Genomic DNA, 23,698 nt, shown 5'->3' on the forward strand with positions numbered 1-23,698 from the left:
CATGGCGGTCATCAAACAGTCCGACACCGATGGCGCGGTTCCCCTTCTTGCCCTGCGTTGCCAGCCGCCCGGTATCACGGTACGATGAAGCCTTCGTCGATCCTTTCCTGGGTTTGGTTGCGCAGATTGTTGTGGATTCCCGCGATCACGACGATCAGTCGGTAGCCCGCATCCGCCGCCTTGCAAATCAAGCCGGTGTAGTTCGCCGTCTTGCCGCTCTGGACGTGGCCGACAACCATCCCCCGGCGATCCCATTTCTCATCGAGTCCCGGATTGCCCAAGCGACCGAGGATGCGGTCAGTTAGTTCGTCAGTGGTGGTGATGACGTCTTGTGGCAGGCCGTTCTTGTGCAGCAGCTTTTTGTAACGGTCCCAGTAGAACGGGTCGATGGACGCCTTGGCCTCGTCCAGCCAGGGGCGAAAGCTCTCGTCATCGACCATCGCCCCGAGCCCCATGGTGATGCCGAAACGCTCCTCAATGTCACGTGCAAGCTGCTCGAGGGCATCCGGCCCGGCATTCACGTTCAACGCCCCGTTCATCGTAGTTATGAACGTCCGCAGTTCGGTGCCGCTTTTGCGCTGATGCGCCAGTGATTGCGAAACGACATCATCAAGATGCTTGAGCTCTGCGGTCACGAGGGTTCTCCCTGTATTTCTTCGACAAGCCGTCGAATCGCGTCCTTGTGGTGGATGAACGGCTCGGTCGAGCATAGAGCTCGCACCACGTCATTTCCTGTCATGTTCGAATGCAGCAAAGCCCTGATGGCGATCTCGGTACGAGTCGGCGAAATCCGCGAAATCTGCCGCGTCTTGGGTCACATCCTCGGCGCCGCCCAGCATGTCCGCGTGCAATGCAGCAATGGGCAAGCCGCTGCCCAGAAGACTGATGCAGGTCCTGAACCCATGCCGAAACTCTTCAGGCAGCGCGGCGGCGAAACCGGTGATCGAGGGGTGCTCGACATTGGGGCGGTAGACGATGCCACCATCCCTCTGCACGCGGTTCCAGAGCGGCAGATACTCATCGGACACGAGCTTTCGGCCCCGGCGCTGGTAGGTTCGCTTCGATGTTCCCCGGAGCCGTTCAACGATCCTCCGCAATCGTTCGCGCACAACTGGCGGCATCTGGGCCGATGCCTTGCGAACGTCGATCTTCCAGTCCGAGTCCATGGTGTTCGGGATGTCGACACGCACCCTTGCCAGTTTCGTTAGTTCTGTCTGCCGTGCGAGGCCCAGCCAACTGCCGGCGATGATGAGACGGCGCTCACGATAGATGTAGAAGCCTTGGGACCTTAGATGGCCTTCGGGGCCACCGAGGTCTTCCCAAGCCGTCTTCGACATCTTTTTGTGATGGGGAAGCGTGAAGCACTGGGTAACCACTTCGCCGTTGAGCAACGGCAAGATATCTTCGGGATCCGTCTGCGTTGCCGGGTGATCCGTCGCAAAGGGGTCTATCGGCAAGAGCTTTCGGTCGTTCAGCAGTATCCGCAGAGCGGGTTTGCTGCCCTCCATGTAGCGATGGAAGCAGAGCCGCAAGTGGCGCTCCGCACCCGAGATAGCCTTGTTGATTTCAGCTGAGCGCTTTGCAACATCATTCCGAAAGTTCGTCGAGAGCCGATCGAGCTTGCGCCAAAGCACAATGGTACCGGCATTCGGCAGCCTGTCCGCAGCGGGTATATCTGTCAGGTCATCCTCGAGGTCTACGCGCCAGTCATTGCTCTCCGCAACCTTGTCGAGATCCCATGTCGCGGCAGATGTATGACCATCCTTCCTGGAGATCACGGTCAACTGGCGGCATTGCGAAAAGCTCGCGCTCTTCAAGCCCAACCCGAACCGTCCGAGATCATGACCTTCGCGTTCCTGAAGCGGATTTTTCGTCCCAGGCCGCATTGCTTCAATCAACTCGGGTTCGGTCATGCCTGTCCCGTTGTCGACGATTGCGATCCACGGATCATCTGTCGCCGTTTCTGCGAGAATTTCGACCTTGGTCGCCTTGGAAGTCACCGAATTGTCGATGACATCTGCCATTGCAGTTTCCAAGGTATAACCGAAATCCCTCATACCTTCGATCAGTGATGCCGCGTACGGAGTCGCGTCTGCCTGTCGTTTTTTTGTACGCACAACCATACTTCTCTGCGTTTGAGCAACACATTTTCGCTATGGCCCTCCCTCTCGCGAGCCGTTGCATTTCAATGTGAACACACGGCACACGTAAGTTGAAGATGAAAAAGCATTTCCTTTTGGAGCGTTGCGATGGCCGTGAGCCAATTGGAATGTGAGCCTCAGCCAGACTCACACGAACGGCACGAGCTTGACCCTGACACCTGCTACCGCGAGTATTTTGCCACAGGCATGCTCTCAGTATGACGGCATCCTCAGTCAGAAAGGGAAGCGCATGATCGGTCCGTTGATCTGCATAGCTGGCATGGCGATCAGCTTCGTAGGGTCCATCCATTGCTGGCTCGTCTACCGGGAATGTGTCTGTCTGGCCCATGTCGACCCTGAACGGGTTAAGAGGTTTGTGGAAAGTGCGCCGCTGCATCTCCTCGAGGAGTTGAAGGCGAAGCGCCCGGTCTGTCAGTGCTGCAATGCGCCACTCAGGCTGCAAGGTGAGCAATCGTGAAGGTTCTGCCTACCTGGCTAGGCGAGGTATCAATGGCATCGCTGATCAATCATTCATGGGCGGCATGCCGAACGGCCCCTACGGGACCTACAGCCTCGGTCAAGTTTGCGGCAGCGCGGCAATAATAAATGGTGAGCCACATGGCTCATGCTCTTGGCTAAGTGCGGGAGCCGCCCAGGACACCTGCCGGTCAGCCGGTCTCGTTTTTGCGAAAAGCCAAATCCATTTTTCGCAATTATATCATCGACTTAGAATCACTTGCGGTGATTTGAGTGCTATGGCATGGGCTCGCCGAATAATCGTCCACTCCCGATGGAATGGTGCGTCCCTCCCATGTCTGTCCTCTGCGAGTGCCCGATGATACCTGCGCTACATAGCCTTAGCTGACACTGAATTCTTCCTGGCCGGCCAGCCTCCGGCTCAGAGAGATGTTCGGCGCACAGCGAACTCAGCCTTCCTTCCAATCCGAGGCTCTGCCCGCATGTCCGCCGTCATGGCGGCTGGCGGAGCTATGACGAAAGCCCCCATCCATGCCCAAAATCCGCTTCATCCTGAGCAAACAGCCCGATCCGGCACTCGACGAGGCCGCCATCATCAAGCGTCTCAAGGAATTCTACACCGCCTTGCAGGACAAGCGGCAGATTTCCGAAGGCATCCCCCAGGAAGAGCGCGCTGCCCACAATGAAATATGGCGTTACCCACAGAATGAGCTCCCGAAAGCGCTCGAGATCCGGATCAGGCGGTGGGCGCAGAAGATCCATCGGAACCATCTGAAGGAGGTCGAGCCAACGCGCTTGTCGCGAGAAGACCGTGCCATGCTGCAGGGCTGTCGCGATGGCGCCGAGATATTCGACCTGCGATCGGCCCACCATATCGACGAGATCGCAGCCGCACTTCATGCGGAGTTTCCCTGGGTCTCGGAAGCGACAAACCATGTTTGGCGCAGCCTTCATCATAATCGTTCAAGTGGCAGGCCTGGCGCTCGGTTTGCGCCAGTTCTTCTCGATGGCCCGCCGGGCATTGGCAAAAGCGCATGGGCACGTCGTCTTGCGCAGCTGCTAGAAACGCCGGACATGACCCTCGACGCCACAGGCGAGAATGCCAGTTTTGGACTGATAGGAAGCCAACGCGGCTGGGCAGATGCCGGCCCCGGTCGGCTCGTGGGTCTGATGCTGATGCGGCAGGTTGCAAATCCGCTCGTCATCATCGACGAAATTGAGAAATCCGGTACGCCCGTGTCCGACAGGGGACGGGCTTTCAGCCTTCCAAATGCCCTCCTGCCGCTGCTCGAAGACCTGACGGCAAGCCGGTGGACCTGCCCCTATTTCCAGAATCAGTTCGACATGTCGTTCATCAACTGGGTCTTTACCTCGAATAGCTTGCGTGGCCTGCCGGAACCGCTTTTGTCACGGATCCGCGTCGTCAGCGTGCCCTCTCCCACGCAGGGGCAGATCAATGACCTCGTCCTGCGCGAGGCCGCGAAGCGGCAGCTTTCCCCGCTCATCACAGCGGCCATCACGACCGCGCTGGCTGAGGCGTTCGAGGCGGGCCATCAGATCAACATCCGGATTGTCAAACGGATGCTGGAGCTGGGCTCGGACCAACAGGGCCGGTACGATGCTCCATTAACTGGAGTGGATCAGATTATCCATTAAATATCAGATGGTTAATTGAGTTTTCCACATTCATGAAGGCTTGGCGACCCGTTTTCAATTGGGATTTTCGCCGACTTCGCGGAAAATGAACGCATGGCCCACCCAAGCACTCCCGGGCGGGGCAGCACGGAATTTCGCCCAGGACGGGCACCAGAAGCAGAGGTACTGCCGCATCATCACATCTGTCACGCTACCGACAGCGGTTGAGCGTGGCAAGAGTGGCATGTCCTCTTGAAAAGAAACAAAAATGCACCCGGCGCAACGCTGTTCCGGGAACGGAGAAGTCATGTCTGCCGATCAGACTATTGATCATGACAGCTGGAACTATTCGCCGGCGAAGCTGCCGAGGCAGTCCAAGATCAAACTCGGGCGGATCCACGGTGTCCTGCCTTTCACCGGCGTTCGCAATCCCGGCTTCCGGAGCTCGAGCTCGCATCGGGTGTGGATGACCTACCGGACCGCGGCCAATGATCACCGGCCTGAGGTCGGCATCGCTGAAAGCGCGGCTAGAGGCCGCCGTCGCCCACGAGCTGCTGCTCTCGCCTCTCCTCTATGATCTGCAATTCCAGCCGCTGAAGGTCTATCTGCGTCCTGGAGATCGCAAAGGTCCCAGCTATACGCATGACCTGCTTGCCACTTTCGTGGATGGACGGCGCATGCTCATCTTCGTTCGCAACTCCGACAGCCTGCAAAAGCCTCGGACGCGGCGCGATATCGAAGCGATCCTAGCGGCGACACCCTCGAGCGCTGCAGATAGCATGAGCATCGTCGATGCTGGTCGCTACTCGCGGCAGCGACGGGAGAACCTGTTCCGGCTGCATGAGGCCATCCAGACACCCGATCCTGAAATCGACGACATCGTGCTCTGGACCGCCTGCAACCATCGTTCGCTCTGGCTGATGCGTGATCTTTTTCCGCTGCTCGATTTGCCGCAGAAGACGGTCTTTAAATCCTGCTACCGCCTGATCGCACGCGGCGCCTTGACCGCAAACCTTGACCATGTGGTCGCGGAATGGTCGCGCATCGAGGTTGCGTCATGACGATCGCGCCTCGCTACAATTTCGAAGCCGGAACCGAAATCGTGGTCCAGGGGCGCGACCTCCTGCTCCGCAAGGTCGGTTCGCAAGGCTATGAGCTGGCGGACCCGATGGGCGGCCAGATGAGTATCCTCGTGTTCTCGTCCTTCGTCGAATTGATGAAATCCGGCGCCGTGACTTTCGCCCCTTCGCAGCTGTTGCCGGAGGGAAGTGCCAAGCTCAGGCTGGGTGGGCTGAGCGTCGCGGCTCAACTCTCCGATGAGCAACAGACTTATGGCCGCTTCCACTACGCGATATGCAGGGCGATCGATGAGCTCCATCGGCACCGGACCATTGTCCAGGGCGATGAGGAGTTCCGGATTTCGATCGGCACCTTGAACGACCCCGTTAACAGGAAGTTCTTGCGTCCGCTCGTCGAAACCTTGTTTGGCGAGCGCGTGCATCTTGGAGCAGCCACCTTGAAGGGCGGCCAGCAGAAGAGCTGGTTTCTCTACAAAGGGCGGACGCTGAAGAAGTACTACGGGATCTATCAGGGTCTCCAGGACGGTGATGATGTCATCGCTGGACTGGCAACACTTGACCACCTCAAAGGCAACGAGACACCGCGTCTGCCCTTGCGTCTGAAAGAACTCATGACAGAGGCGTGGGAGGAGATCGGTCTGGATCTCAAGGGACCGTCGGTGGCGAACGTGCATGGCTACCTTGCAGCGCTGATCAACAGGGAAAACCGGCAGCGGGCGCTCAACGACCTCCCCGCGCTCCCGGTCCCATCCCATCAATCCCTTCTTCGTCACCGCAAGGAGCTGCTCACGCCGACCGAATACATGGTCGCGACGAAGGGCGAGCGCCACGCGCGCAACAAGCGTGGCCGCGGCAGTTCTGACGTGCGGGCGCTCATGATCGGCGAATTCTGCGAGATGGACGAATGTCGGGCGTCCCTGATTACCTCGGCCAAGGCCAAAGGCTATTGGCATACGCTGTCTCAAGATATGAAGAAGGCTATGGAATGGGCGGATGAGGAGATCCGCAGTCGCCTCAGCATCCTTGTCATGATCGATGTCGCAACACGCATGCCGCTGGCCTGGGTTGTCAGCGACCAGCCCAAAGCGGAAGCCACGATGCAGCTGCTGCGGATGGCAACACGCGACAAGACCCGCGAGAGGCACATCTACGATTGCGAGGGCGAGACTATGCCGGCCATGGGGCTCGGCATGGTGCGCAACGACAACGGTACCGGCCTGCGGAACGCCGAGGTCAAGTCCGCGCTCATGGGGATCGCATCGGCGAATACCGACGTGCGCGCCCACGCCTCCGCCGACAAGCCGTATGTCGAGCGGATGTTCGGCACCACCGAATCCGTCTTGCTGAAACTGCTTCACGGCTACACTGGGCGAAAAGCAGGAGAGCTACCCGGATATGACGCCAAAAATCAGGCGTCCTTGACATCGATCTCCTCTATGAAATCCTGACCAGGTTTTTCATCGACGAGTACCCGTCCTTGAAACACACGGGCGTCGGGATGGGAGGGCGGCGACCGGTACGAGGTCTATAAAGAACTGAATGAGACCAGGGAGACATTTCGTCTTTTGGATGAAGATCTCCGTCGCGTCCACTTGGGCTGGCCATTCAAGTTGCAGCCCAACGATGAGGGTGTGCGGGTGCTTGAAGGCCTCTTTTATGGGTCAGACGAATTCCAGGCCGCCCGCGAACACCATAAGGGCAAGGTCACCGTTTATATCGATCCGGACGATCTGAGCTTTGCGACCGCAGTGATCCCGCGTGATCCAGAGACATACAAGCTTGCACTACAGACGACCGTCTTCGCCGATCTGACCGCATCCGAATTCCTAGAGCTGATGACGCAGTACCGGCGTGAAAACCCCGAGGTGACAACACTCTACGAAGACCGGATCGCAAAGGTTCGCCTCGAGAGGCATGATCAGCTCAAGAAAATCGGCGTCGAACGGCGTTTGCCGAGGAGCTATGTCACTCAGGCCGAAACCTGCAAGAAGGCCAAGAGCCTGTTTGCCGCATCTCGGCTGGTCACCACGCCCGTGCCGATCGACACGGTCGCGCCGGGTACCTCGGCCACCGCGATCTCGGGCCCGGGGATCCTTCCTCTCGGCGGAGCAAGCCTCATCGATCACGAGCCTGCGGAGCCGACCTCTACGCCTGCAATACCAGCCAGGACATCGAAGCCCAAGGCAGAGAAACCGTCTTCGGAAACCCCTGTCAGGCTCGGCCGCCCCGCCCAGAAGGGCGAGCTCCTGTAACTGCCGCCCTCTCAACGACGTCCAGCAAATCAAGGATACCCATGGGTTTCATCGACCAGAACCGCGTCAACGCATCGGTTGCTCTGCAGCGCGGCCATTATACCTTCCCGCGCGCGGCAACGCTCCGCAATGCTTTCGAAAACTGCCTGCACGACTACTATGTCAAAGCCTCCATCGGCGGGCATTTCGAAGCACGCGGCTTGCTGGTGACTGGGGAATCGCGGGTCGGCAAGACCTCGGAGACCGTCCGGCTTGTGGAGAAATTCAACGCAAGCATGACGGAAATGCCCAACGGGAAGGTTGGCAAGATTATCTACTGCAAGCTGGATGGGTCGATCACTTGGAAGGATCTGGGTCACAAGACGCTCGAAGCTCTCGGTTACCCCGCGAACCCCCGGCGCACCCAGGGTGAACTCTGGAACATGGTTCGCCATCAATGCCGCGAACAGGGCGTCATCGGCCTCTACTACGACGAATGCCAACACGCCTTTACGTCGGGCGCAAAGTCCAACGAAAAGCTCCTCGACCGTTTCAAGGCGCTGATGAAGGAACCGGAATGGCCGTTGATGCTCATCCTGTCAGGCGTGCCGATTCTGGCCAGTCATGTGAACTCTGAAGAGCAGATCGCCCATCTCCTCTCCCACATTCATTTCGATGAGATTCACTTGGACAGGTTCGCTGATCCGACAAGGGATCCGGACCTGCTCGAACTGAACAAGCTCGTATACACCTATGCCGAACGCGCCGATATCGATGTCGACGATCTCCTTGATGTCGATTTTCTGCAGCGCCTCGATTTTGCCTGCGCCTCCAGGTGGGGCCTCGTCATCGAGCTGCTGATCCGCGCCTTTGGCTTGTGCAGACTTCGCAACCAGAAGACCGCCACGGTCAAAACGTTTTCCGAGGCCTACGCCCAGAACTCCCGACTGCCTCAGGGCCTGTGCCCCTTCACCGCACCCGACTATCGCGACATGATCGACAGCGACAAACTCACGGAGATGGTGCTGGACGAATAGCGGCAGGCCAATACGGGTTTGGACGTTTCAGGGCTCGCAGTGCGGGCCCTTTTTTTGGCCGCCGCCCTGCATGCTTATGTGTCAACTGTGCATGCTTATGCCTTGCGGTGAAGAACGACCTGCGGCAAGCATCTGAAATACATAAGATATTTTTGCGCAGCACAGCCGCCAGAATCAACTGGGTGTGCAAACTTATGGTACATTGGCATGTTGCCAACGAGATGATGCGCCCGCAGCGAAGGGTAGCAAGGTCCCGCACAGCCAATCTCGGACCGTTCAAAATGCTGCGGCCTGCATGAATGACCGGTTCGGGAAAGCTGCGTTACGGCGATGACCATTGAGTCGGGGGGCCGGACTGGGCCGCAGTGGGCAGGGCCATCTTTTTCAGGTGCGGCAGGCAAGTCGTGATCGGGCGGCCAGGCGTCACTGTCAGGGGCATTTCCCCGCTCCTCAGTTGCCGCATCGCCGCAAGTCAGCTGTGGGCCCATAGCCGTCGGTGGTAAGCACTCGCTATAGAAAACATAGCGAGTGCCTAGGCCTACGGGGTGCAGATATGGGTTCTCCAAAACCCATGTAGCGCTTCGATATCGCCGCTGGTCAGGATAGGCATCGCGGTTTGCAGGCGGTCTTCTGGCCACTCCCACCACCTCAATTCAAGCAAGAGGTCGATGTGGTGCGCGCTGAAACGCTTTCGGATTTCCTTTGCCGGGTTCCCGCCGACGATGGTGTAAGGCTCAACATCTCGCGTCACCACTGCGCGCGTGCCAATTACGGCCCCATCGCCGATCCGGACGCCCGGCATAACGATAGCTTCCGATCCTATCCAAACGTCGTTTCCGACCACCGTGTCACCGGTACGGGCGATAGCCGTTCGCAGCGCCCTCGAAGGCAGGGACATCTGACATCCAGTAGAATGGAAACGTGCTGACCCAGTCATTTCTATGACCCTGATTGCCAGCCATCATGAACGCCGCGCCCGATCCGATGGAACAGAAGCTTCCGATCAGAAGACGGTCAACCCCCTCCTCAGGGAGGAGATAGCGGGCGCAATCCTCGAAGCTGTGACCGTGGTAATAGCCGGAGTAGTAGCTATAGCGTCCGACCAGGATGTTTGGATTGGTGACCTGCTTGTCCAAGGTGATCCCCCGGAACGGGCTCTCGAAGTAGTTTTCCATTTGAAACCTCTGAATAATCTTGTCGTTCGCGACCATGCGAACAGAGTGCGACCGCAACTTGCGGCGCACGATTACCCGGCGCTTTGGCGCAGGGCGTTATTCAGTTGGTTCGTTCCGCTGACTTCATTGCGTTTCTTGCCATGTCGAACTGTCGTCAGACCTAGCGTTTCCGCCCCCGAACGCAAGCCCGTTCAATGGCGCCAAGGGTGAGGCCCGACCTCATTCGTGGCCTCACGCCTTGCGAAAGTCGGATTTTCACACTGCGCGTGCGGCACAGATCGACCGGGATCTTGCCGGGCACCGCAACTTTGCAAAGCCCGCTTCCTGCGCAAAGGGGGCACCCGAGGGGCCGGCACAAAGCGCGACCAGTCCCCGAAACGAAGTCATCCTAGGGCTTGGGCGCGGTCTACGCCATCTGCGCTTCAAGGGCACCAGACGCTTCGATTGCGGCGCATGTTGTTGTTCACCGATCTGGGCCCCCAACGCGTCACACACGCACCGCTTCGCGACTTCGGCCAGCCAGGACGCGCTATCACGAAGGATCCTGCCACCGGGTAAGATGCTGTCCTGTCAACTGCCGGAGCGCCTCTGCGTCCCGGATTGCAACTGCCCTGGCCATATCGAGATGATCCTGGCTGGATCGGCGGACATTGGCGCCTATCGACCAACTGGACCAGTCCCCAGGAAGATCCCGTTCGCGCAGGTCGTTGATCGTATCGGCCAGCAGGTGGTTGGCCAGGGGCGCGACGAGGGCGCGATGAAAGGCATGGTTGAGGGCCCTCATCTCAGGATAGGGCAACCGGTCCACCCCCGCGTCGAAGGCCTCCGCGGCCTCCTGAATGCTTGCCACGTCCTGCTCCGTGGCAGAGGCGACAATCGCCTCCGCCGCCGGGAGCTCCAGCATCAGCCGTATTTCGGTGATCTGTTCGCGAACCTCGGTCGAGGGCTGCACCACGCGGAAACCACGGTTGGGCACATGTTGCACCATCTGCCCCGCTGCCAGCGTCGCAAGCGCGGAGCGCGCCGAGGCGCGGGTGCATCGGTAGCGGTCCTGAAGGTCGATCTGGCGCAGCCATTCCCCCGGGCGCAGCGCGCCCAGCAGGATGTCGTTGCGCAACCGCTCGGTCACATCCGCGGCGACGATGGTCTCTGGCTTGCTCACCGCCCTGCCCTCACTGATCCGCGGTGAAAACCACCGCATCCTGTTGCCGGATCCAGATCCGCCCCGCCCCGCACGGCTGCGGCGTTTCAACGTTCAACCGGATCGCCGCGCCGGCCACGTGGGCCTCTTGCTCGAAGTGATCGCCAAGATAGCTTTCAGCCCCGAACGCCACGTTGATTTCAGACGCATTTTCGCACGGGGTGCAACTGACGAGATGGGGGCGCACGGCCAGAAGCTGGTCTCCGGCCGCCAGATCGCCCGTGGGAGTACGGGCTCGGATCGCCTGCCCGTCGGGCAGGGTCACGGTGCAGGCCCCCGGTTCGGAGACCGCCGAACCAGTGACCGCCAGCAGGTTGGCATTGCCGATGAAGCTGGCCGCGAAGGGATGCCGAGGATCGGTATAGATCTGCTGCGGCGTACCGAGCTGAACCACCTTGCCGCCACGCATGACGACGATGCGGTCGGACATGGCCAGCGCCTCGTCCTGGTCGTGGGTGACGTAGATCGTGGTCAGGCCCAGTTCGCGCTGGATGTCCTTCAGCCAGACCCGTGCCTGCTGGCGCAGCTGCGCGTCGAGGTTCGACAGCGGCTCATCGAGCAGCAGCAGCGGCGGGCGGAAGACGATGGCACGGGCCAGCGCCACGCGCTGCTGTTGCCCGCCCGACAGCTCGCCCGGGTAGCGCTTGGCCAGCGGGCCCAGCTCGACCAGTTCCAGCGCCTCGGACGTGCGCTTTGCCCGCTCGGCCGCCGGGACCTTGCGCAGCTTCAGCGCCATCCCGACGTTGTCCTCAACCGTCAGGTGGGGCCAGAGCGCATAGCTCTGGAAGACCACACCGAAGCCGCGTGCCTCGGGCGGCAGATAGGCGCCCGTGGCGGCATCGGCCAGCACGCGGTCACCGAAGGTGATGCGCCCCCCGGTCGGCTGATCGAGACCGGCGACAGAGGCCAGCGTCGTGGACTTTCCGCAACCAGAGGGCCCGAGCAGGGTCAGGAATTCGCCCTCCTGCACGGTCAGGTTGATACCGTCGATGGCCAGCGCCTGGCCGTAGCGGCGCGAGAGGTCGGAGAGAACAAGTTCAGTCATAGATCTTAACCTTGAAGAGGACGCGGGCGAGGATCAGCAGCACGGCGACCAGCACGATCTGGAAGGAGGCGAAGGCAGCCAGCGGCCCCACGTCCCCGTTGGTCCAGAGCGACAGCATCGACACGCCCATCACCTCGAGCCCCGGAGCCATCAGGAAGATGGCGATGATGTAGGACTTCAGGTGGAAAACGAAGAGCAGGATGAAGCTGCCCAGAAGCGCGGGTTTCAGCAGTGGCAGCAGCACGATGCGCATGGCCCCCAGCCAGTCCGCGCCGACCGTGCGGGCGGCCTTGTCCAGGTCGCGACCGATCTGCACGATGGCGGGCTGAATGACGCCCAGGGCCAGCGGCAGGGTCGCCATGACATAGGCCACGACGATGATGCCGATGTTTCCGCGCAGCCAGCCCATGGGCGGCAGGAGGACGGCGGCATAGAAGACGCCGAGGCCGGTGATCATGCCCGGCACGATGCGCGGTGAATAGGCCAGCGCCTCAAGCGTGCCGGAGAAGCGGAAATCCGAGCGCTGGATCACCAGCGCCACTGCCACCGCCAGCAGCGTGCCAAGGCTGGCCGAGAGCAGAGAGATTTCGACGGTGTTCCAGATCGCCCGCACGTTTGCCTCATCCGCGAAGAGCTTGGCGAAGTTGTCGAGGGTCAGGACCTTGGTGATCGGCACGAGGGGCGACAGGAAAGAGGTGAAGGCGCGCAGGATGATCCCCGCCACCGGTACGACGACCGTGGCCAGCAGCAGCGTGGCGAAGACCGCAGCCAACGGCCAGCGCAAGCGCCCGAGGCCGAGCGTCATCGGGCGGGTGCCCTTACCCTTGACCGTTTCGTAGCGGTGGCCCTGGCGCAGCAGCAGGCGCTGCACGATCAGGGTCGAGCCAACCAGCGCCATCAGCAGCAGCGACGAGGCCGCGACCAGCCCGTGGTTCGGGTTCGAGGCGGCGATGCCCTCGCCGTAGAGGAAGGTCGAGAGGGTATCGATACGGGCCGGGCGCGCCAGGAACAGCGGGATCGACAGGGTTTCCACCGCGATCACCAGGTTCAGCGCCGTGGAGGTGATGATCGAGGGGATCATCAGCGGCAGCGTCACCTTGCGCAGCACCTGCAGGGGCCCCGCCCCGACGGTCCGTGCCGCGCTTTCCAGCGTCGAGTCGACCGAGCGCACCGCGCCATAGAGGCAGTAGAGATAGGCCAGCGGCGCCCGGCTGACACCGGCCACAACCGACATGCCCGCGATGGAATAGAGGTTCCACGGCGCGCCCCCGGTAGATTGCGCGATGGACTGTGTGATGAAGCCCGAGGGGCCGTACATCACCACCCATCCCAGGGCGAAGATCAGGTGCGACAGGTAGAGCGGCCACATCAGCACATCGCCCATGACCTTGCGGCCCGGCATGTCGGTGCGCCCGATCAGCAGGGCGGCAGCGATGCCCAGGACCTCGGCGATGACCACGCTGAACAGCGCGAAGAGACCGGTGGTCAGGGCAATGCGGTCGATCCGCTCATCCCTGACAAGCTGGCCGATGTTTTCAAGCGTTAACTGCCAGCCATCGGAATAGAGCGGTCGGTCGACGAAGACCTGCAGCAGGATCGGCAGCGCCGGTGCCAGCATCAGGGCGGCGGTGATCCCGAAGATCAGCCATTGCGCCAGTCGGGCGCGGTCGAAGGGCGCCGCAGCGCCCGGGTCCGGGTCGGACCTCGGTCAGGGACAGGTGGGCCATGGGTACTTCCTTTCAGGACGAGGCCGGCGCGGGGAGCGCTGCGCCGGCCCCGTGCAGCTCACATCTTGAAGGCCTCGCCCCAACGGGCGTTGAAGGCTTCGAAACCCGCGACCATCTCGGTGTCGTAGTCGACCAGGATCAGGTTCTCCTCTCCACCGATCGCCTCGATCACATCATCAAGCGAGAAGGTGGTCTCGCCCTCGGGCTGGACGCCCGGGCGATAGGCCGTCAGTTTGCCGTCAGCCACCCCGTACTGGCCCGCCTCCGACAGGACGAAGTCCAGGAAGACGCGTGCGGCGGCACCGTGCGGAGCCTCGGCGGTGATGCCCATGCCGCGCAGGAACACCGGCGTTCCGTCAGAGGGGAAGGTCCAGCCCAGCACCTGGCCGATGCCATCGTCGAGTTTGCCGAAGACCACCGGGCCGGACACGAAGAAGGAAGACGAAAGCTCACCCGTCAGCGTGCGTTCGATCATCCCGCCTGCGCCGCCGCCCGGGCGGGTCAACGGGCCGGCAGACGCGAACCAGTCCCAGGCCGCATCACCGTGGAACTTGGCGAAGGCATAGCCGATGGAGCCGCCGAAGGCATAGCGACCGTCATAGGTGCCGACCTTGCCCTCGAAGACCTCTGGATGGGCCACGATATTGCCGAAGTACTCTTCCATCGAACTGACCTGCAGCTCTTCCGGCACCGTGATCTTGTTGTAGACCGTCACCATCGGGTCAGCCGAGAAGGTATAGAGGCCCGGTTCGGGGTAGGACCAGGCCGGCAGGTTGGCCTGCTCGGGCGAGGCGTAGTCGGCCAGGGTGCCTGCCTCGACCGCGCGGATCCAGTCGGGGATCGAATTGGCGATGACCAGGTCGGCGCTGTCGACACCGGTGCCGATCTCTGCCTCGTAGCGCGAGAAGGCCTCGGAGGGGCCCATCTCGACCGACTGGACCTCGATCCCGGGATAGACCTCGTTGAAGGCCTTGACCACCGGGCCGAGGTTGGTGTTCGACAGGTTGGTGTAGATCAGCAGAGACCCTTCGGTCCCGGCCTGGGCAATCAGTTCTGCGTAGTCGGCGGGGTAGCCAGCGGGGGCCTCCTGCGCCTGAGCGGCGCCGGCGGCCAGCAGGGCCGCAGCCCCGGCGATCCAGTAACGGGTCATGTGTCACTCCTGTTGGTTGTTCGAGGTTGGCTTGCATCTTGGGTTTCGTCGAGCCAGCCGCGCAGGATCTGCGCGGCGGCCCCGGCGCAGGGGGCAAGCTTGTGCCCCACGCCGGCAATTTCCGTGTAGGTGACCGGGGTGCCATGGGCCGCCAGGTCGGCCTTCAGGCTGCGGGCCTTGTCCTGCCGGGACAGCCCCGCCAGATCCGCATCCGCAGAGCCGAAGCGGGTGCCCGGCGCGCGCGAAACCAACCCTGCCGCGCGATCGTCAGCCCCGATCAGGATGGCGGTGGGCAGCTGCGCCAGACCCGCGAGATCCGGCGCTTCTCCAAGGGCGTCCTCTATGCCCTTCAGGCCCGGCCACCAGGCCACGTCTTCGCGCAGCAGCGTGACCCCGCCGGGCGCGGCCAGGATCAGACCGTCAAGACGACCGGCCCGCACCAGCGCATAGCGCTGCGCGAACTGTGCGCCGCCCGAGAACCCGAAGAGCCAAAGCGCCCGGGGCGCCTGTCCGAGCTGCCGCACCGCGTCGTCCAGGATCGAGTCCATCAGCTTGAGGTAATCTTCGCTGCCGCCGCGCAGGAACTTGTAGTCGTCCGCCACATCAGCCCCCTCCACCCTTTCGGGAAAGTAGGGCAGCAGCAGGCTGACCTGCCCGTCCAGGTCCAGTCCTTCCAGCAGGCCGCGCAGGTCGCGATCGCTGCCATGTGCGGCGATCAGCAGCGGCGCGCCGGGCTGCCGGGCCGGACGCAAAACGTAGCGCCAACTGCCCTGCGGCAGCACGCGCACCGGCAGCCCGTCCAGCCGTGCATCAAGGGTCGTCAGGGGATTGGAAGCAGCGGGCAGTGTCATTCAGAGGCCTTCAGACAGTTGATTTCGGGGCTTTGCGGTGCCGCAACATTTTTGCCGCCTACATTGGCGCCAATTTTAGCCTTGTCAATTTCCCGGCTTCGTCGCGCCCTTGCGTCTTGGGTTTCAGGCTTCATGAGTCACGCCCTCCAGCTGCCGGGTCTGCCGCAGGACAGGAATGCGCCTACGGGTTGCCTCGATCTCGGCCTGGTCTATCTCGGCCAGGATCACTGCCGGATCGTCCTCGGCAGCGGCCAATACCTCTCCCAGCGGAGAAATGATCCGCGACTGGCCGAAGGTCGTCACCCCGTCACGGGTGCCGCATTGCGCCGCCGCCACCACGTAAGAGCCGGTTTCGATGGCGCGCGCCTTCAGCAACGGCTCCCAATGCAGCGGTCCGGTGATGGGCGAGAAGGATGCAGGGATCATCAGCACCCCTGCCCCGGCGCTGGCCAGTGCCCGAAAAAGATAGGGAAACCGCAGATCGTAGCAGATCGCCAGCCCCAGCTTGTGTGCCGCCGCCTCGCAGGTGATGGCGCCCCGCTCTCCGGGAGCGACCACGCGGCTTTCGATGAAATCCCCGGCCCCGCCCAGAGCCACATCGAAGGTGTGCAGCTTGTCGTAGCGGGCGGTGACACGACCGTCAGGAGCAATCATGTGCGCCCGGTTATGAATTCGCGCGCCTTGGTCCTGCCGCAGCAGAAGCGAGCCTGTGTGCAGCCAGATCCCCAGCTCTGTCGCCAGTGCGCGGCACAGGGCCAGCGTGCTGTCCTCTGCCTCGGTGCGGCAGGTCGCGGGGTAGTCGAACTGATCGCGCAGCAGCAGATTGGCGGCTTCCGGCAGGCTGACGACCTGTGCGCCCTGCGCGGCGGCCTCCCGGACCAGCCTGTCGATCTCGGCATTGTTGGCCGCGACATCGACCGTCGAACACATCTGGATGGCGGCAAAGCGTGTCATGCGGCCACCTCGTCGAGGAAGCTGGAGACGCTGCGCATGCAAAGCGCGGGTTCTTCTACATGAGGCATATGGCTGGACCCTCCGAGGATCACCCACTGGGCGCCCGGGATCTTCTGGGCATAGGCCTCGGCGGCGCGCGGCGTCGCCTCGTCGAACCGCCCGGTCAACACCAGCGTCGGGGCCTTGACCCGGTGCAGGCGGTCCTCGATGGTCCAGTCCTTCAGCGTGCCGATGACATGGAACTCGGTCGGGCCATTCATCGTGTGATAGACGGTCGGATCGGCTTCGATCGCATCGAATGTGGCCACCACCTCCGCCGGCCAGGGATCCGCACGACAAACATGGGCGCGGTAGAAAACCTCGGTCGCGGCGAGGTAATCGGGATGGCTGAAATCGGCAGTTGCCTCATGGGCCAGCAGGGCCTCATGCACGCCGCCGGGCAGCTCGCGGCGCAGGCGCAGCGCCTCTTCGACCCAGGTCGGGAAAGAGCTGGGGGAATTGGCGATCACCAACCCTTGCAGGCCTTCCGGCTGCAGGACCGCATGTTCCGCCGCCAGCATCCCGCCCCAGCTTTGCCCCAACAGGCAATAGCGGTCGCGCAGACCCAGGTAATCCAGCAGCGTATCGAGTTCTTCCAGAAACAGCTCCACCGTCCAGAAATCCGCGCCTGCGTCGGGCAGGTGGGTGGAGCGCCCGTTGCCCAACTGGTCATAATGCACCACGGCACGGTACCGGTTTCGGCGATGGCGCGGTAGGCATCGACGTAGTCATGGGTGCAGCCCGGCCCGCCGTGAACGACGACCAGCGGCGGCGGGCCGACGCGCAGGTCGCCCGTCACGCGATACCAGGTCCGGTGTCCCCGAAAGGGGCAATGGCCCTCCTGGCTGATCATCTCCTGCGGCATGCTGCCCTCCCTCGTTCCATTCCCAGATCCTTCGCGAACCCGCCGCCGCCGCGTAAGCTGCAAGATCTTGCAGGCTGTCGCGCCCCGGCCCTGCCACTAGCCTGCCGCGAAAACGGTGCGATACGATGCCTCTTACCGACAGATCCCTGCGCCTCTCCCTGCTGGGCGGCACGCCTCTTGCGGGCGCTTTCCTTTTCCTCGGAGCCCCGGACGTGGCAGAGGTGATGGCCAGTGCCGGGCTGCCCCTGCTGATCGTCGACCGCGAACATGCGGCGGCTCGATCTTTCCGGCGCCCTGCACGAGTTGCGCGCGATCCGCTCTGTTTCGGACGCCTTCGTCATGGCCCGCGCCCGCGACGGATCCCCCGGAGCGATAAAGCCGCTGCTGGATGCAGGCTTCGACGGGGTGATGGTGGCCGACGTGCGCAGCGCCGCGCAGGCCCGCGCCATCGCCGAGGCCGCCCGCTATGCGCCCCTTGGCCGCCGCGGGGCGCAATTCACCGTGTCGCGGGCCGCAGCCTACGGGACCGACAAAGAGCACCCGGCGCGGGCGAACGCCGGACTGCTGCTGGCCGTGATGATCGAAAGCCGCGCCGGGCTGGAGGCCATCCCCGAGATCGCAGCCGTGCCCGGCATCGACCTGCTGTTTCTCGGCCCGCTGGACCTGACGTCGGACTACGGCACCTTCGGCGACCTCGCCTCGCCTGAACTGGCGGGCGCTTTGCGCCGGGCCGAGGCGGCGATCCTGGCCAGCGGCAAGATGCTGGGGGGCGCCTGCCTGCCCGGAGAAACCGCGCGGGACCTCTTCGCGCGGGGCCATCTCCTCGGTCTCTTCCACCTCCGACGTCGGCCTGCTGCGCGAGGCAGCCCAGCGGGCGGTTCAGGTGATCCAGCCCTGACGGGTGGCCAGCACCGCCGCATGAGAGCGGTTGCGCGCGCCCAGCTTGGCCGCCGCCGCCTGCAGGTGCTTCACCACCATGCTTTCGGACCGGCCCAGCACATGGGCGATCTGCTTGGCCGACAGCCCGTCGGCGGTATGTCCCGGGCACTCCGCCTCGCGCGGGGACAGCGGCCCCCGTGCCGGGGCGGCGCCGATCCGGTCCTGCAAGCCAAGGGCCATCACCGCAAACTGCGCCAGCGCCGCCTCCCCCACCTCTGCCTCCACGAAGGCCGTCAGCGTGGCGAAGCCGCGCCCGGGTAGGTGCAACGGCATCGTCATGCCGCGCCCCAGCCCCCAGGACAGAAGCCGCTCGCGCACCTCGCCCACCTCCGTACCGCTCGAGGTCGTCGGCGATGCGCGAGGGCTCTCCGGCATGATAGCTCCAGGCAAAGGGTTGCAGCATGCGCGCCGCCCGCCCCTGCACCGGATCGGCCCGGTAAAGCGACCGCCCACACCAGTCGGCCACCAGCTGCTCGGCGCTGCCGCGGGCCTCGATCAACTCCGGCAGGACAAAGCGTGCCGGGTCCGGGCTGAAGGGAAGCGGAGAGTAGTCATAGACCAGCCCCCGCACCCCGGCCCCGAGGGCGGCGAAGACCTGGTCTACCTGTGACCCCGCCGCGCCCATCAGGTGATCGCCTCGATCCGGGCGGCGACCATGGCACTTGCACCCGACATCTCTCCGATGGGACGGCCCTCTGCCACACCGGCGAGGGTGCGATCGGTCAGCGCCTGAAGCGCCTCGGCCTGCGCCAGCACGCCGTCCAGCTCTGCGGCATGCAGGCTGACGACTCCCAGATCGTCGGCGAGGATCGCGTCGCCAGCAAGGACCGGCACGCCGCCGACCGAGACGGGACAGTTCAGGGCGCCACCCTGCCCGGTCAATCGCGTGGTCAGCACCGCCGCCCCGCGACTGAAGACCGGCAAGCCAAGCTCGGCCAGCTCCCGGGTATCGGTATGGCAGCCGTCGATCACCACCCCGACCGCCCCGGCATTGCGGATCGCCCGGGCCACGCCACCGCCCGGGCAGGCCGCTTGCCTGTCGCCGCGCCGGTCTATCACCAGCACGTCCCCCGGCCTCAGCAGACCTGCGGCATGGTGCAACAGCGTGGAATCGAGCCCGGGCAGGCAAAGCGTCACCGCGGTGCCCGCAAGACGCGGCACCGGCGCCACGGGCCGGACCCCCGGCTCCATCACCCCGCGATCCAGGAAATGCCCCAGCAGGACGGTTTCGAACCGGGCCAGCCGTTTCAGCCTTTCGGCAGAGATCGCGGTGGGCATGGCGGCAAGTGAATAGGTCATGGGATCTCCAACTCGTTTTCCCTATCACGCAACAGACAAGCATCAGCGGTCCACTTGAATTGACTGATCCATCCGATAGAATTTTTCGATCAATGCGGAGCCCCCATGCAGATCCACAGCCTGCGCACCTTCTACTGGGTCAATCGCCTCGGCAGCTTCCGCAAGGCGGCAGAGGTGCTGAACATTTCGCAGCCCACCGTCTCGGCCAGGATCCGCGGGCTGGAGGACGAGCTGGGCGTGCCCCTGATGCTGCGCGATGCGGGCCTCTGCCTTACTCCGCAGGGCGAAGAGTTGCTGGACTACGCACGCCAGGTGCTTCGCCTGACCGACGACCTCTCCTTCCAAAATGCACCGCAATCCCGGGCGAGCCGACTGCGGCTAGGAGCCAACGGGCCTGTGGCCGCCACCTGGCTGATGGCCCTGGTCGACCACCCGGAGGCGCAGCATCCCGCCCTGCGGCTGGAGATCGAAGTGAACCAGAGCGCGACCTTGCTCAAGCACCTCGCGACCGGTCAGCTCGACCTTGCGATCCTCTCGACCGATACGCCGCACCCCGACCTGAAGCTAACCCCGCTGGGGAAGTTCCCCATGATTTGGGTCGGTGCCCCTTCCCGCTATGGCGACAGGCTCGACGACGAGGCCCTCTCCCGCTCCCCCATCATCGGCTACAACTGGGAATCCCCGATTCACGACAGCACCCGTACCCCGGCCTTCGGCCCAGGACGGCACCATCGTTTCGCCCACTCAGACAGCCTCTTTATGATGATACGCCTTGCGGTGAACGGCATGGGCCTGGCACTTGTGCCGGAGCATGCGGTCCAGCAGGAACTGGCAAGCGGCCAATTGGTCCGGATCACCGTTGAACGCCGCCCTGCCCCGCTGGAAGTATGCGCGGCCTACCGCCGCGAGACCCTCTCTCCCCCGGCCCAGGACGCCCTGACATTCGCGTGTCGTGCCATGCCGCCGCGATAACCGCCTCCGGGCTCCTGCGGCTCAAAGATGCACTCAAGCCTTACTTCAGGGGGGCTTTTTCTCCAATTGGCCGCGCATGAAAACGTCGGCCCCCTCACCGGTCAGGAGCGTTTTGCCCAGATTTTCAGGCGCCCCCGGGGGCTAGATGTTTGCTCCCACGGTTTGATGCCGTGCCCCTTTCGAAGGCATGGAAGGATGCCCTGTGGGACAAGTTCGTCACGGAAGCCCAGGACCACGCAAGCCGTCAGCGCAGCAAAACAGTGCCCGCAAGCTTCGCTCGCGACGCTGACCCACCGCCGCCGTTTGATGGAAGTCGAGCCAACCCGACTTTCCAAAGAAGACCGCGCGATGCTGGAAGGATGCCGCGACGGTGCCGATACATTCGACCTGCGCTCGGCGCATCATATCGACGAGATCGCGGCGGCGCTTCATGCGGAGCTTCGCTGGATCGCGGAAGCGACAACCCATGTCTGGCGCAGCCTTCATCATAACCTGGCAGGTGGCAGGTCATCGTGCATGCCTATGCCTTGCGGCGAAAAAACGACATCCGGCAACACATTGAAGTGGCTGGTGAATATACAAGGCACTGCGATCCGGAACCATCCGGCTGTGCAAACTTATGGTACATTGGCTCTGACATCGCGCAGACGGACCGGGCACAGAAAGGCCGGCGGGCGCGCGGGTTTTCACAATCGGCTCTCGCGCCAGAACCGGCACGTCGACGCCCCGTGACAGGACGTGGCGGTGGCCGCAGAGGCCGCAAATGCACAATCAGCTTAAAATTGCAGAACGCGCCAGCATTGGCCTCGAACCTCACAGCCGATCGATGTAGGGTACAGGGGCGGCAGCCACGCAACGCCTCTGAACAAGGGTCTTTGGTGCCGCAAGAAAATGGCCAACCCGATCTCGGCCTGTGCCGGCCCGTCATATCCCCACTTCAGAATGGAACGCCTTTACACAGATTTGCCTCACTCCAAAGTTTCGCCCCAGGGTTGATTTAGGGCGGGACTTTCTAGGCAGGCGTCAAGGAGGAAACGCAGAATGCGCAGAGCACAGAAAAACCCGTCGCCCCGTGCCATCACCTGGATCGCGACAGCCCTTCTGCTATCCGTGCTCTGTGCCGCCCTGTTCGTGGCTTTTATCGTCACGCAACGCAGCACCCTGGCGCAGCAACACCTGCGGCATGACGTGGTCCTGCGCGGCGCTGACGCGGTCGCCCTCAGCTTCAACACGGCCCTGAAGCGTGAATGGGGAAGCCTTCACGCCGTGGCAGGCAATATCAGCAATGCCAGCAAGTCCGAGACCAATGACTTCATGGATGCCGTGCCGCAGGCCGGGGGACAGGTCGCCTGGGCGGGTGTCGCCGATCTGGACGGTCGCATTCTGTCCGGCTCGGGCCGTGCGCGTGAAGGAGAGGACGTCAGCCAGCGCCGCTGGTACCGCGAGGGCCTCCGCCATCCCAGTGTCGGGAATGTCTATGCCAGCAATTCCCTTCAGCAGTCCCTGCTGAATCTCTCGACCCCGGTTCGGGACAAGGACAGCGGTGAGGTCACGGGCGTGCTGGTCTACAGCCTGCGGATGGATTGGGTCGAGAACTTTCTCACGCTTGCGCGTGAACAGCTGAAAATCGACGTGGTCGTGCAAAATCGCGAGGGCGAGACGCTGGTGGATACCCGGGACGTGGCGCGCAGCCTTCCCGAGGCCGCCGTGGCGCAGGCCGGGCTGGGTCGCGATCTGGCCGGCAACTTCTACCTGCTCGACCAGACGGACGGGCTATATGCGTTTTCTCCCAACTTCATCAGCGACGATCTGCCCGACTTCGGCTGGCGGGTCTTTGCCGTGCTGGACACCAGCAGCCTGATCAACGTGATGCCGCAACTGCTAAGGACCTCTGTGCTTGCCGTCTCACTCGCGGCGGGCTTCGTGCTGATCGTGACATTGATCGCTGCCCGTATTGTCCTGCGTCCCATCGAGGATCTGGTCGGCACCGCCGCGGCCATGGCCGAGGGCGAATTCAGCTATCCCCGCGAGAGCCGAAGCTCTCGCGAGGCGATCACACTGTCACAGGCCCTTACGCGAATTCAGGGCACCCTGGCCTTGCTTCAGAAACGGAAAGCGGGCCGGGACACCCCTTCCCTGCGGGATGGCGGGGAGGGTGGCGGCGGCCCCAGTACGAACGAGGGCGACGCCCCGGACCAACCGCAGGACGCCACGTGGCAGCCCAAGCAGACAAGCGGACAGAAATGAGCGGACCCCGACACGCGGCGCGGGCCACCCCCGCCTTCCCCCGATACATCAGACGGACCAAGCCCAACATGACAAGACCGATCGTACTGGCCCTTCCCCTGCTCTGCCTGTCGAGCCTCGAAGCAGGGGCCGATGGCAGTTTTCTGCAGTTTGACCTGGGCCCGGAGACGTCGGATTCCGTGCTGGCGACCACACGCGGCAAGATGAGCTTCGGCGCCAACTACTCGACCTATGACAGCGGCTGGAGCGCCGGCCTCCATGTCACGCGCGATTTCGTCCTAGAGAGCATCGCGACGGTCAAGATCGGGCCCAGCCTTGGCCGCAGTGACGACACGGACGGCTGGTCGCTGGGCGGCAAGGTGATCGTGGAGCGCTATCAGCCAACCGACTTCGGGTTCATGTTCCTGTCGGCCCAGTACAATACCTACCAGAACGACTGGTTCGCGCTGGCCCAGTTCGGCAATGCGTCGGGCCTGTCGGTCGACCTGACGGCGGGTGGCAGCGAGACCTATTCCGAGCAGGCCGTCGCGGTGAACTATCGCCTCGACGACGAGGGGCCTGTCCGCCTTCGCGCGGGCTACCGCTTTGACGCGCAGCAGGTCTTCGTCGGGCTGTCCGTCAACACCTACTAGGC

20 protein-coding genes and 2 pseudogenes are annotated in these 23,698 nt (G+C 63.0%); 10 read left to right on the plus strand and 12 right to left on the minus strand.

The annotated features are described in order from the left end of the window. Nucleotides 1-74: 74 nt before the first annotated feature. Both ABFB10_RS05030 and ABFB10_RS05035 read right to left on the minus strand, forming a co-directional pair. On the minus strand, nucleotides 75-635 hold the full coding sequence (locus ABFB10_RS05030) for a hypothetical protein (protein ID WP_347165663.1): 561 nt from the start codon (nucleotides 633-635) through the stop codon (nucleotides 75-77). Nucleotides 636-725: 90 nt separating this feature from the next. Then, on the minus strand, nucleotides 726-2,123 hold the full coding sequence (locus tag ABFB10_RS05035) for an ATP-binding protein (protein WP_347165664.1): 1,398 nt from the start codon (nucleotides 2,121-2,123) through the stop codon (nucleotides 726-728). Nucleotides 2,124-3,149: 1,026 nt separating this feature from the next. Between ABFB10_RS05035 and ABFB10_RS05040 the strand changes: the two genes are divergently transcribed. The 5 genes from ABFB10_RS05040 (at nucleotide 3,150) to ABFB10_RS05060 (ending at nucleotide 8,600) form a co-directional block, all read left to right on the plus strand. Next, nucleotides 3,150-4,274 carry an AAA family ATPase gene (locus ABFB10_RS05040; RefSeq protein WP_347165665.1) on the plus strand — a complete coding sequence of 375 codons (1,125 nt, stop codon included), beginning with the start codon at nucleotides 3,150-3,152 and terminating at the stop codon, nucleotides 4,272-4,274. A gap of 467 nt (nucleotides 4,275-4,741) precedes the next feature. Continuing rightward, nucleotides 4,742-5,314 (plus strand): hypothetical protein, encoded by a 573-nt coding sequence (locus tag ABFB10_RS05045; protein WP_347165666.1) that lies wholly within the window; start codon nucleotides 4,742-4,744, stop codon nucleotides 5,312-5,314. Continuing rightward, nucleotides 5,311-6,780, plus strand: coding sequence for a hypothetical protein (locus ABFB10_RS05050; protein WP_347165667.1), 1,470 nt, complete (start codon nucleotides 5,311-5,313; stop codon nucleotides 6,778-6,780). Before ABFB10_RS05045 ends, ABFB10_RS05050 begins: the two co-directional genes overlap by 4 nt. Nucleotides 6,781-6,897: 117 nt before the next feature. Beyond that, nucleotides 6,898-7,584, plus strand: coding sequence for a hypothetical protein (locus ABFB10_RS05055; RefSeq protein ID WP_347165668.1), 687 nt, complete (start codon nucleotides 6,898-6,900; stop codon nucleotides 7,582-7,584). Between the two features lie 41 nt (nucleotides 7,585-7,625). Beyond that, entirely contained in the window at nucleotides 7,626-8,600 is a 975-nt protein-coding gene (locus ABFB10_RS05060) for an AAA family ATPase (RefSeq protein WP_347165669.1), read from the plus strand. Between the two features lie 538 nt (nucleotides 8,601-9,138). Here the strand turns inward: ABFB10_RS05060 and catB are convergent. From catB to ABFB10_RS05100, 8 genes and pseudogenes are all read right to left on the minus strand, one after another. Continuing rightward, nucleotides 9,139-9,775, minus strand: a pseudogene (gene catB / locus ABFB10_RS05065) (type B chloramphenicol O-acetyltransferase). A 532-nt stretch (nucleotides 9,776-10,307) separates the two neighbouring features. Then, nucleotides 10,308-10,937 carry a GntR family transcriptional regulator gene (locus ABFB10_RS05070; RefSeq protein WP_347165670.1) on the minus strand — a complete coding sequence of 210 codons (630 nt, stop codon included), beginning with the start codon at nucleotides 10,935-10,937 and terminating at the stop codon, nucleotides 10,308-10,310. A 10-nt stretch (nucleotides 10,938-10,947) separates the two neighbouring features. Further along, nucleotides 10,948-12,021, minus strand: a complete 1,074-nt coding sequence (locus ABFB10_RS05075; RefSeq protein ID WP_347165671.1) for an ABC transporter ATP-binding protein — start codon at nucleotides 12,019-12,021, stop codon at nucleotides 10,948-10,950. Next, a complete protein-coding gene (locus ABFB10_RS05080) occupies nucleotides 12,014-13,639 on the minus strand; it encodes an ABC transporter permease (RefSeq protein WP_347165672.1) in 1,626 nt (541 codons plus the stop codon). The genes ABFB10_RS05075 and ABFB10_RS05080 overlap by 8 nt, the downstream gene beginning before the upstream one ends. A 167-nt stretch (nucleotides 13,640-13,806) precedes the next feature. Next, on the minus strand, nucleotides 13,807-14,898 hold the full coding sequence (locus ABFB10_RS05085; RefSeq protein ID WP_347165673.1) for an ABC transporter substrate-binding protein: 1,092 nt from the start codon (nucleotides 14,896-14,898) through the stop codon (nucleotides 13,807-13,809). Continuing rightward, on the minus strand, nucleotides 14,895-15,749 hold the full coding sequence (locus ABFB10_RS05090; protein WP_347165674.1) for an alpha/beta hydrolase: 855 nt from the start codon (nucleotides 15,747-15,749) through the stop codon (nucleotides 14,895-14,897). Before ABFB10_RS05090 ends, ABFB10_RS05085 begins: the two co-directional genes overlap by 4 nt. Nucleotides 15,750-15,872: 123 nt before the next feature. After that, nucleotides 15,873-16,703, minus strand: a complete 831-nt coding sequence (locus ABFB10_RS05095) for a carbon-nitrogen hydrolase family protein (protein WP_347165675.1) — start codon at nucleotides 16,701-16,703, stop codon at nucleotides 15,873-15,875. Continuing rightward, the gene (locus ABFB10_RS05100; RefSeq protein ID WP_347165676.1) at nucleotides 16,700-17,425 is read right to left on the minus strand and encodes a proline iminopeptidase-family hydrolase; all 726 of its coding nucleotides are present in this window, start codon (nucleotides 17,423-17,425) and stop codon (nucleotides 16,700-16,702) included. The genes ABFB10_RS05095 and ABFB10_RS05100 overlap by 4 nt, the downstream gene beginning before the upstream one ends. A gap of 449 nt (nucleotides 17,426-17,874) precedes the next feature. Here ABFB10_RS05100 and ABFB10_RS05105 point away from each other — a divergent pair. Continuing rightward, nucleotides 17,875-18,327 (plus strand): annotated as a pseudogene (locus ABFB10_RS05105) (aldolase/citrate lyase family protein); the annotation flags it as partial. A 159-nt stretch (nucleotides 18,328-18,486) separates the two neighbouring features. On the opposite strand, the gene ABFB10_RS05110 reads toward ABFB10_RS05105, so the two are convergent. Continuing rightward, on the minus strand, nucleotides 18,487-18,921 hold the full coding sequence (locus tag ABFB10_RS05110) for a response regulator transcription factor (protein ID WP_347165677.1): 435 nt from the start codon (nucleotides 18,919-18,921) through the stop codon (nucleotides 18,487-18,489). A 249-nt stretch (nucleotides 18,922-19,170) separates the two neighbouring features. Beyond that, a complete protein-coding gene (locus ABFB10_RS05115) occupies nucleotides 19,171-19,845 on the minus strand; it encodes an RraA family protein (RefSeq protein ID WP_347165678.1) in 675 nt (224 codons plus the stop codon). A 105-nt stretch (nucleotides 19,846-19,950) separates the two neighbouring features. On the opposite strand from ABFB10_RS05115, the gene ABFB10_RS05120 reads away from it, so the two are divergent. From ABFB10_RS05120 to ABFB10_RS05135, 4 genes are all read left to right on the plus strand, one after another. Then, a complete protein-coding gene (locus tag ABFB10_RS05120; protein WP_347165679.1) occupies nucleotides 19,951-20,817 on the plus strand; it encodes a LysR family transcriptional regulator in 867 nt (288 codons plus the stop codon). A 348-nt stretch (nucleotides 20,818-21,165) separates the two neighbouring features. Beyond that, the gene (locus ABFB10_RS05125; RefSeq protein WP_347165680.1) at nucleotides 21,166-21,549 is read left to right on the plus strand and encodes a hypothetical protein; all 384 of its coding nucleotides are present in this window, start codon (nucleotides 21,166-21,168) and stop codon (nucleotides 21,547-21,549) included. Nucleotides 21,550-21,858: 309 nt separating this feature from the next. After that, nucleotides 21,859-23,064: a cache domain-containing protein gene (locus ABFB10_RS05130; RefSeq protein WP_347165681.1), complete on the plus strand. Its 1,206-nt coding sequence runs from the start codon at nucleotides 21,859-21,861 to the stop codon at nucleotides 23,062-23,064. A 179-nt stretch (nucleotides 23,065-23,243) separates the two neighbouring features. After that, nucleotides 23,244-23,696, plus strand: coding sequence for a hypothetical protein (locus tag ABFB10_RS05135; RefSeq protein ID WP_347165682.1), 453 nt, complete (start codon nucleotides 23,244-23,246; stop codon nucleotides 23,694-23,696). Nucleotides 23,697-23,698 lie beyond the last annotated feature (2 nt).

The organism is Ponticoccus litoralis, from assembly GCF_039769985.1.
GTDB lineage: Bacteria > Pseudomonadota > Alphaproteobacteria > Rhodobacterales > Rhodobacteraceae > Ponticoccus > Ponticoccus litoralis.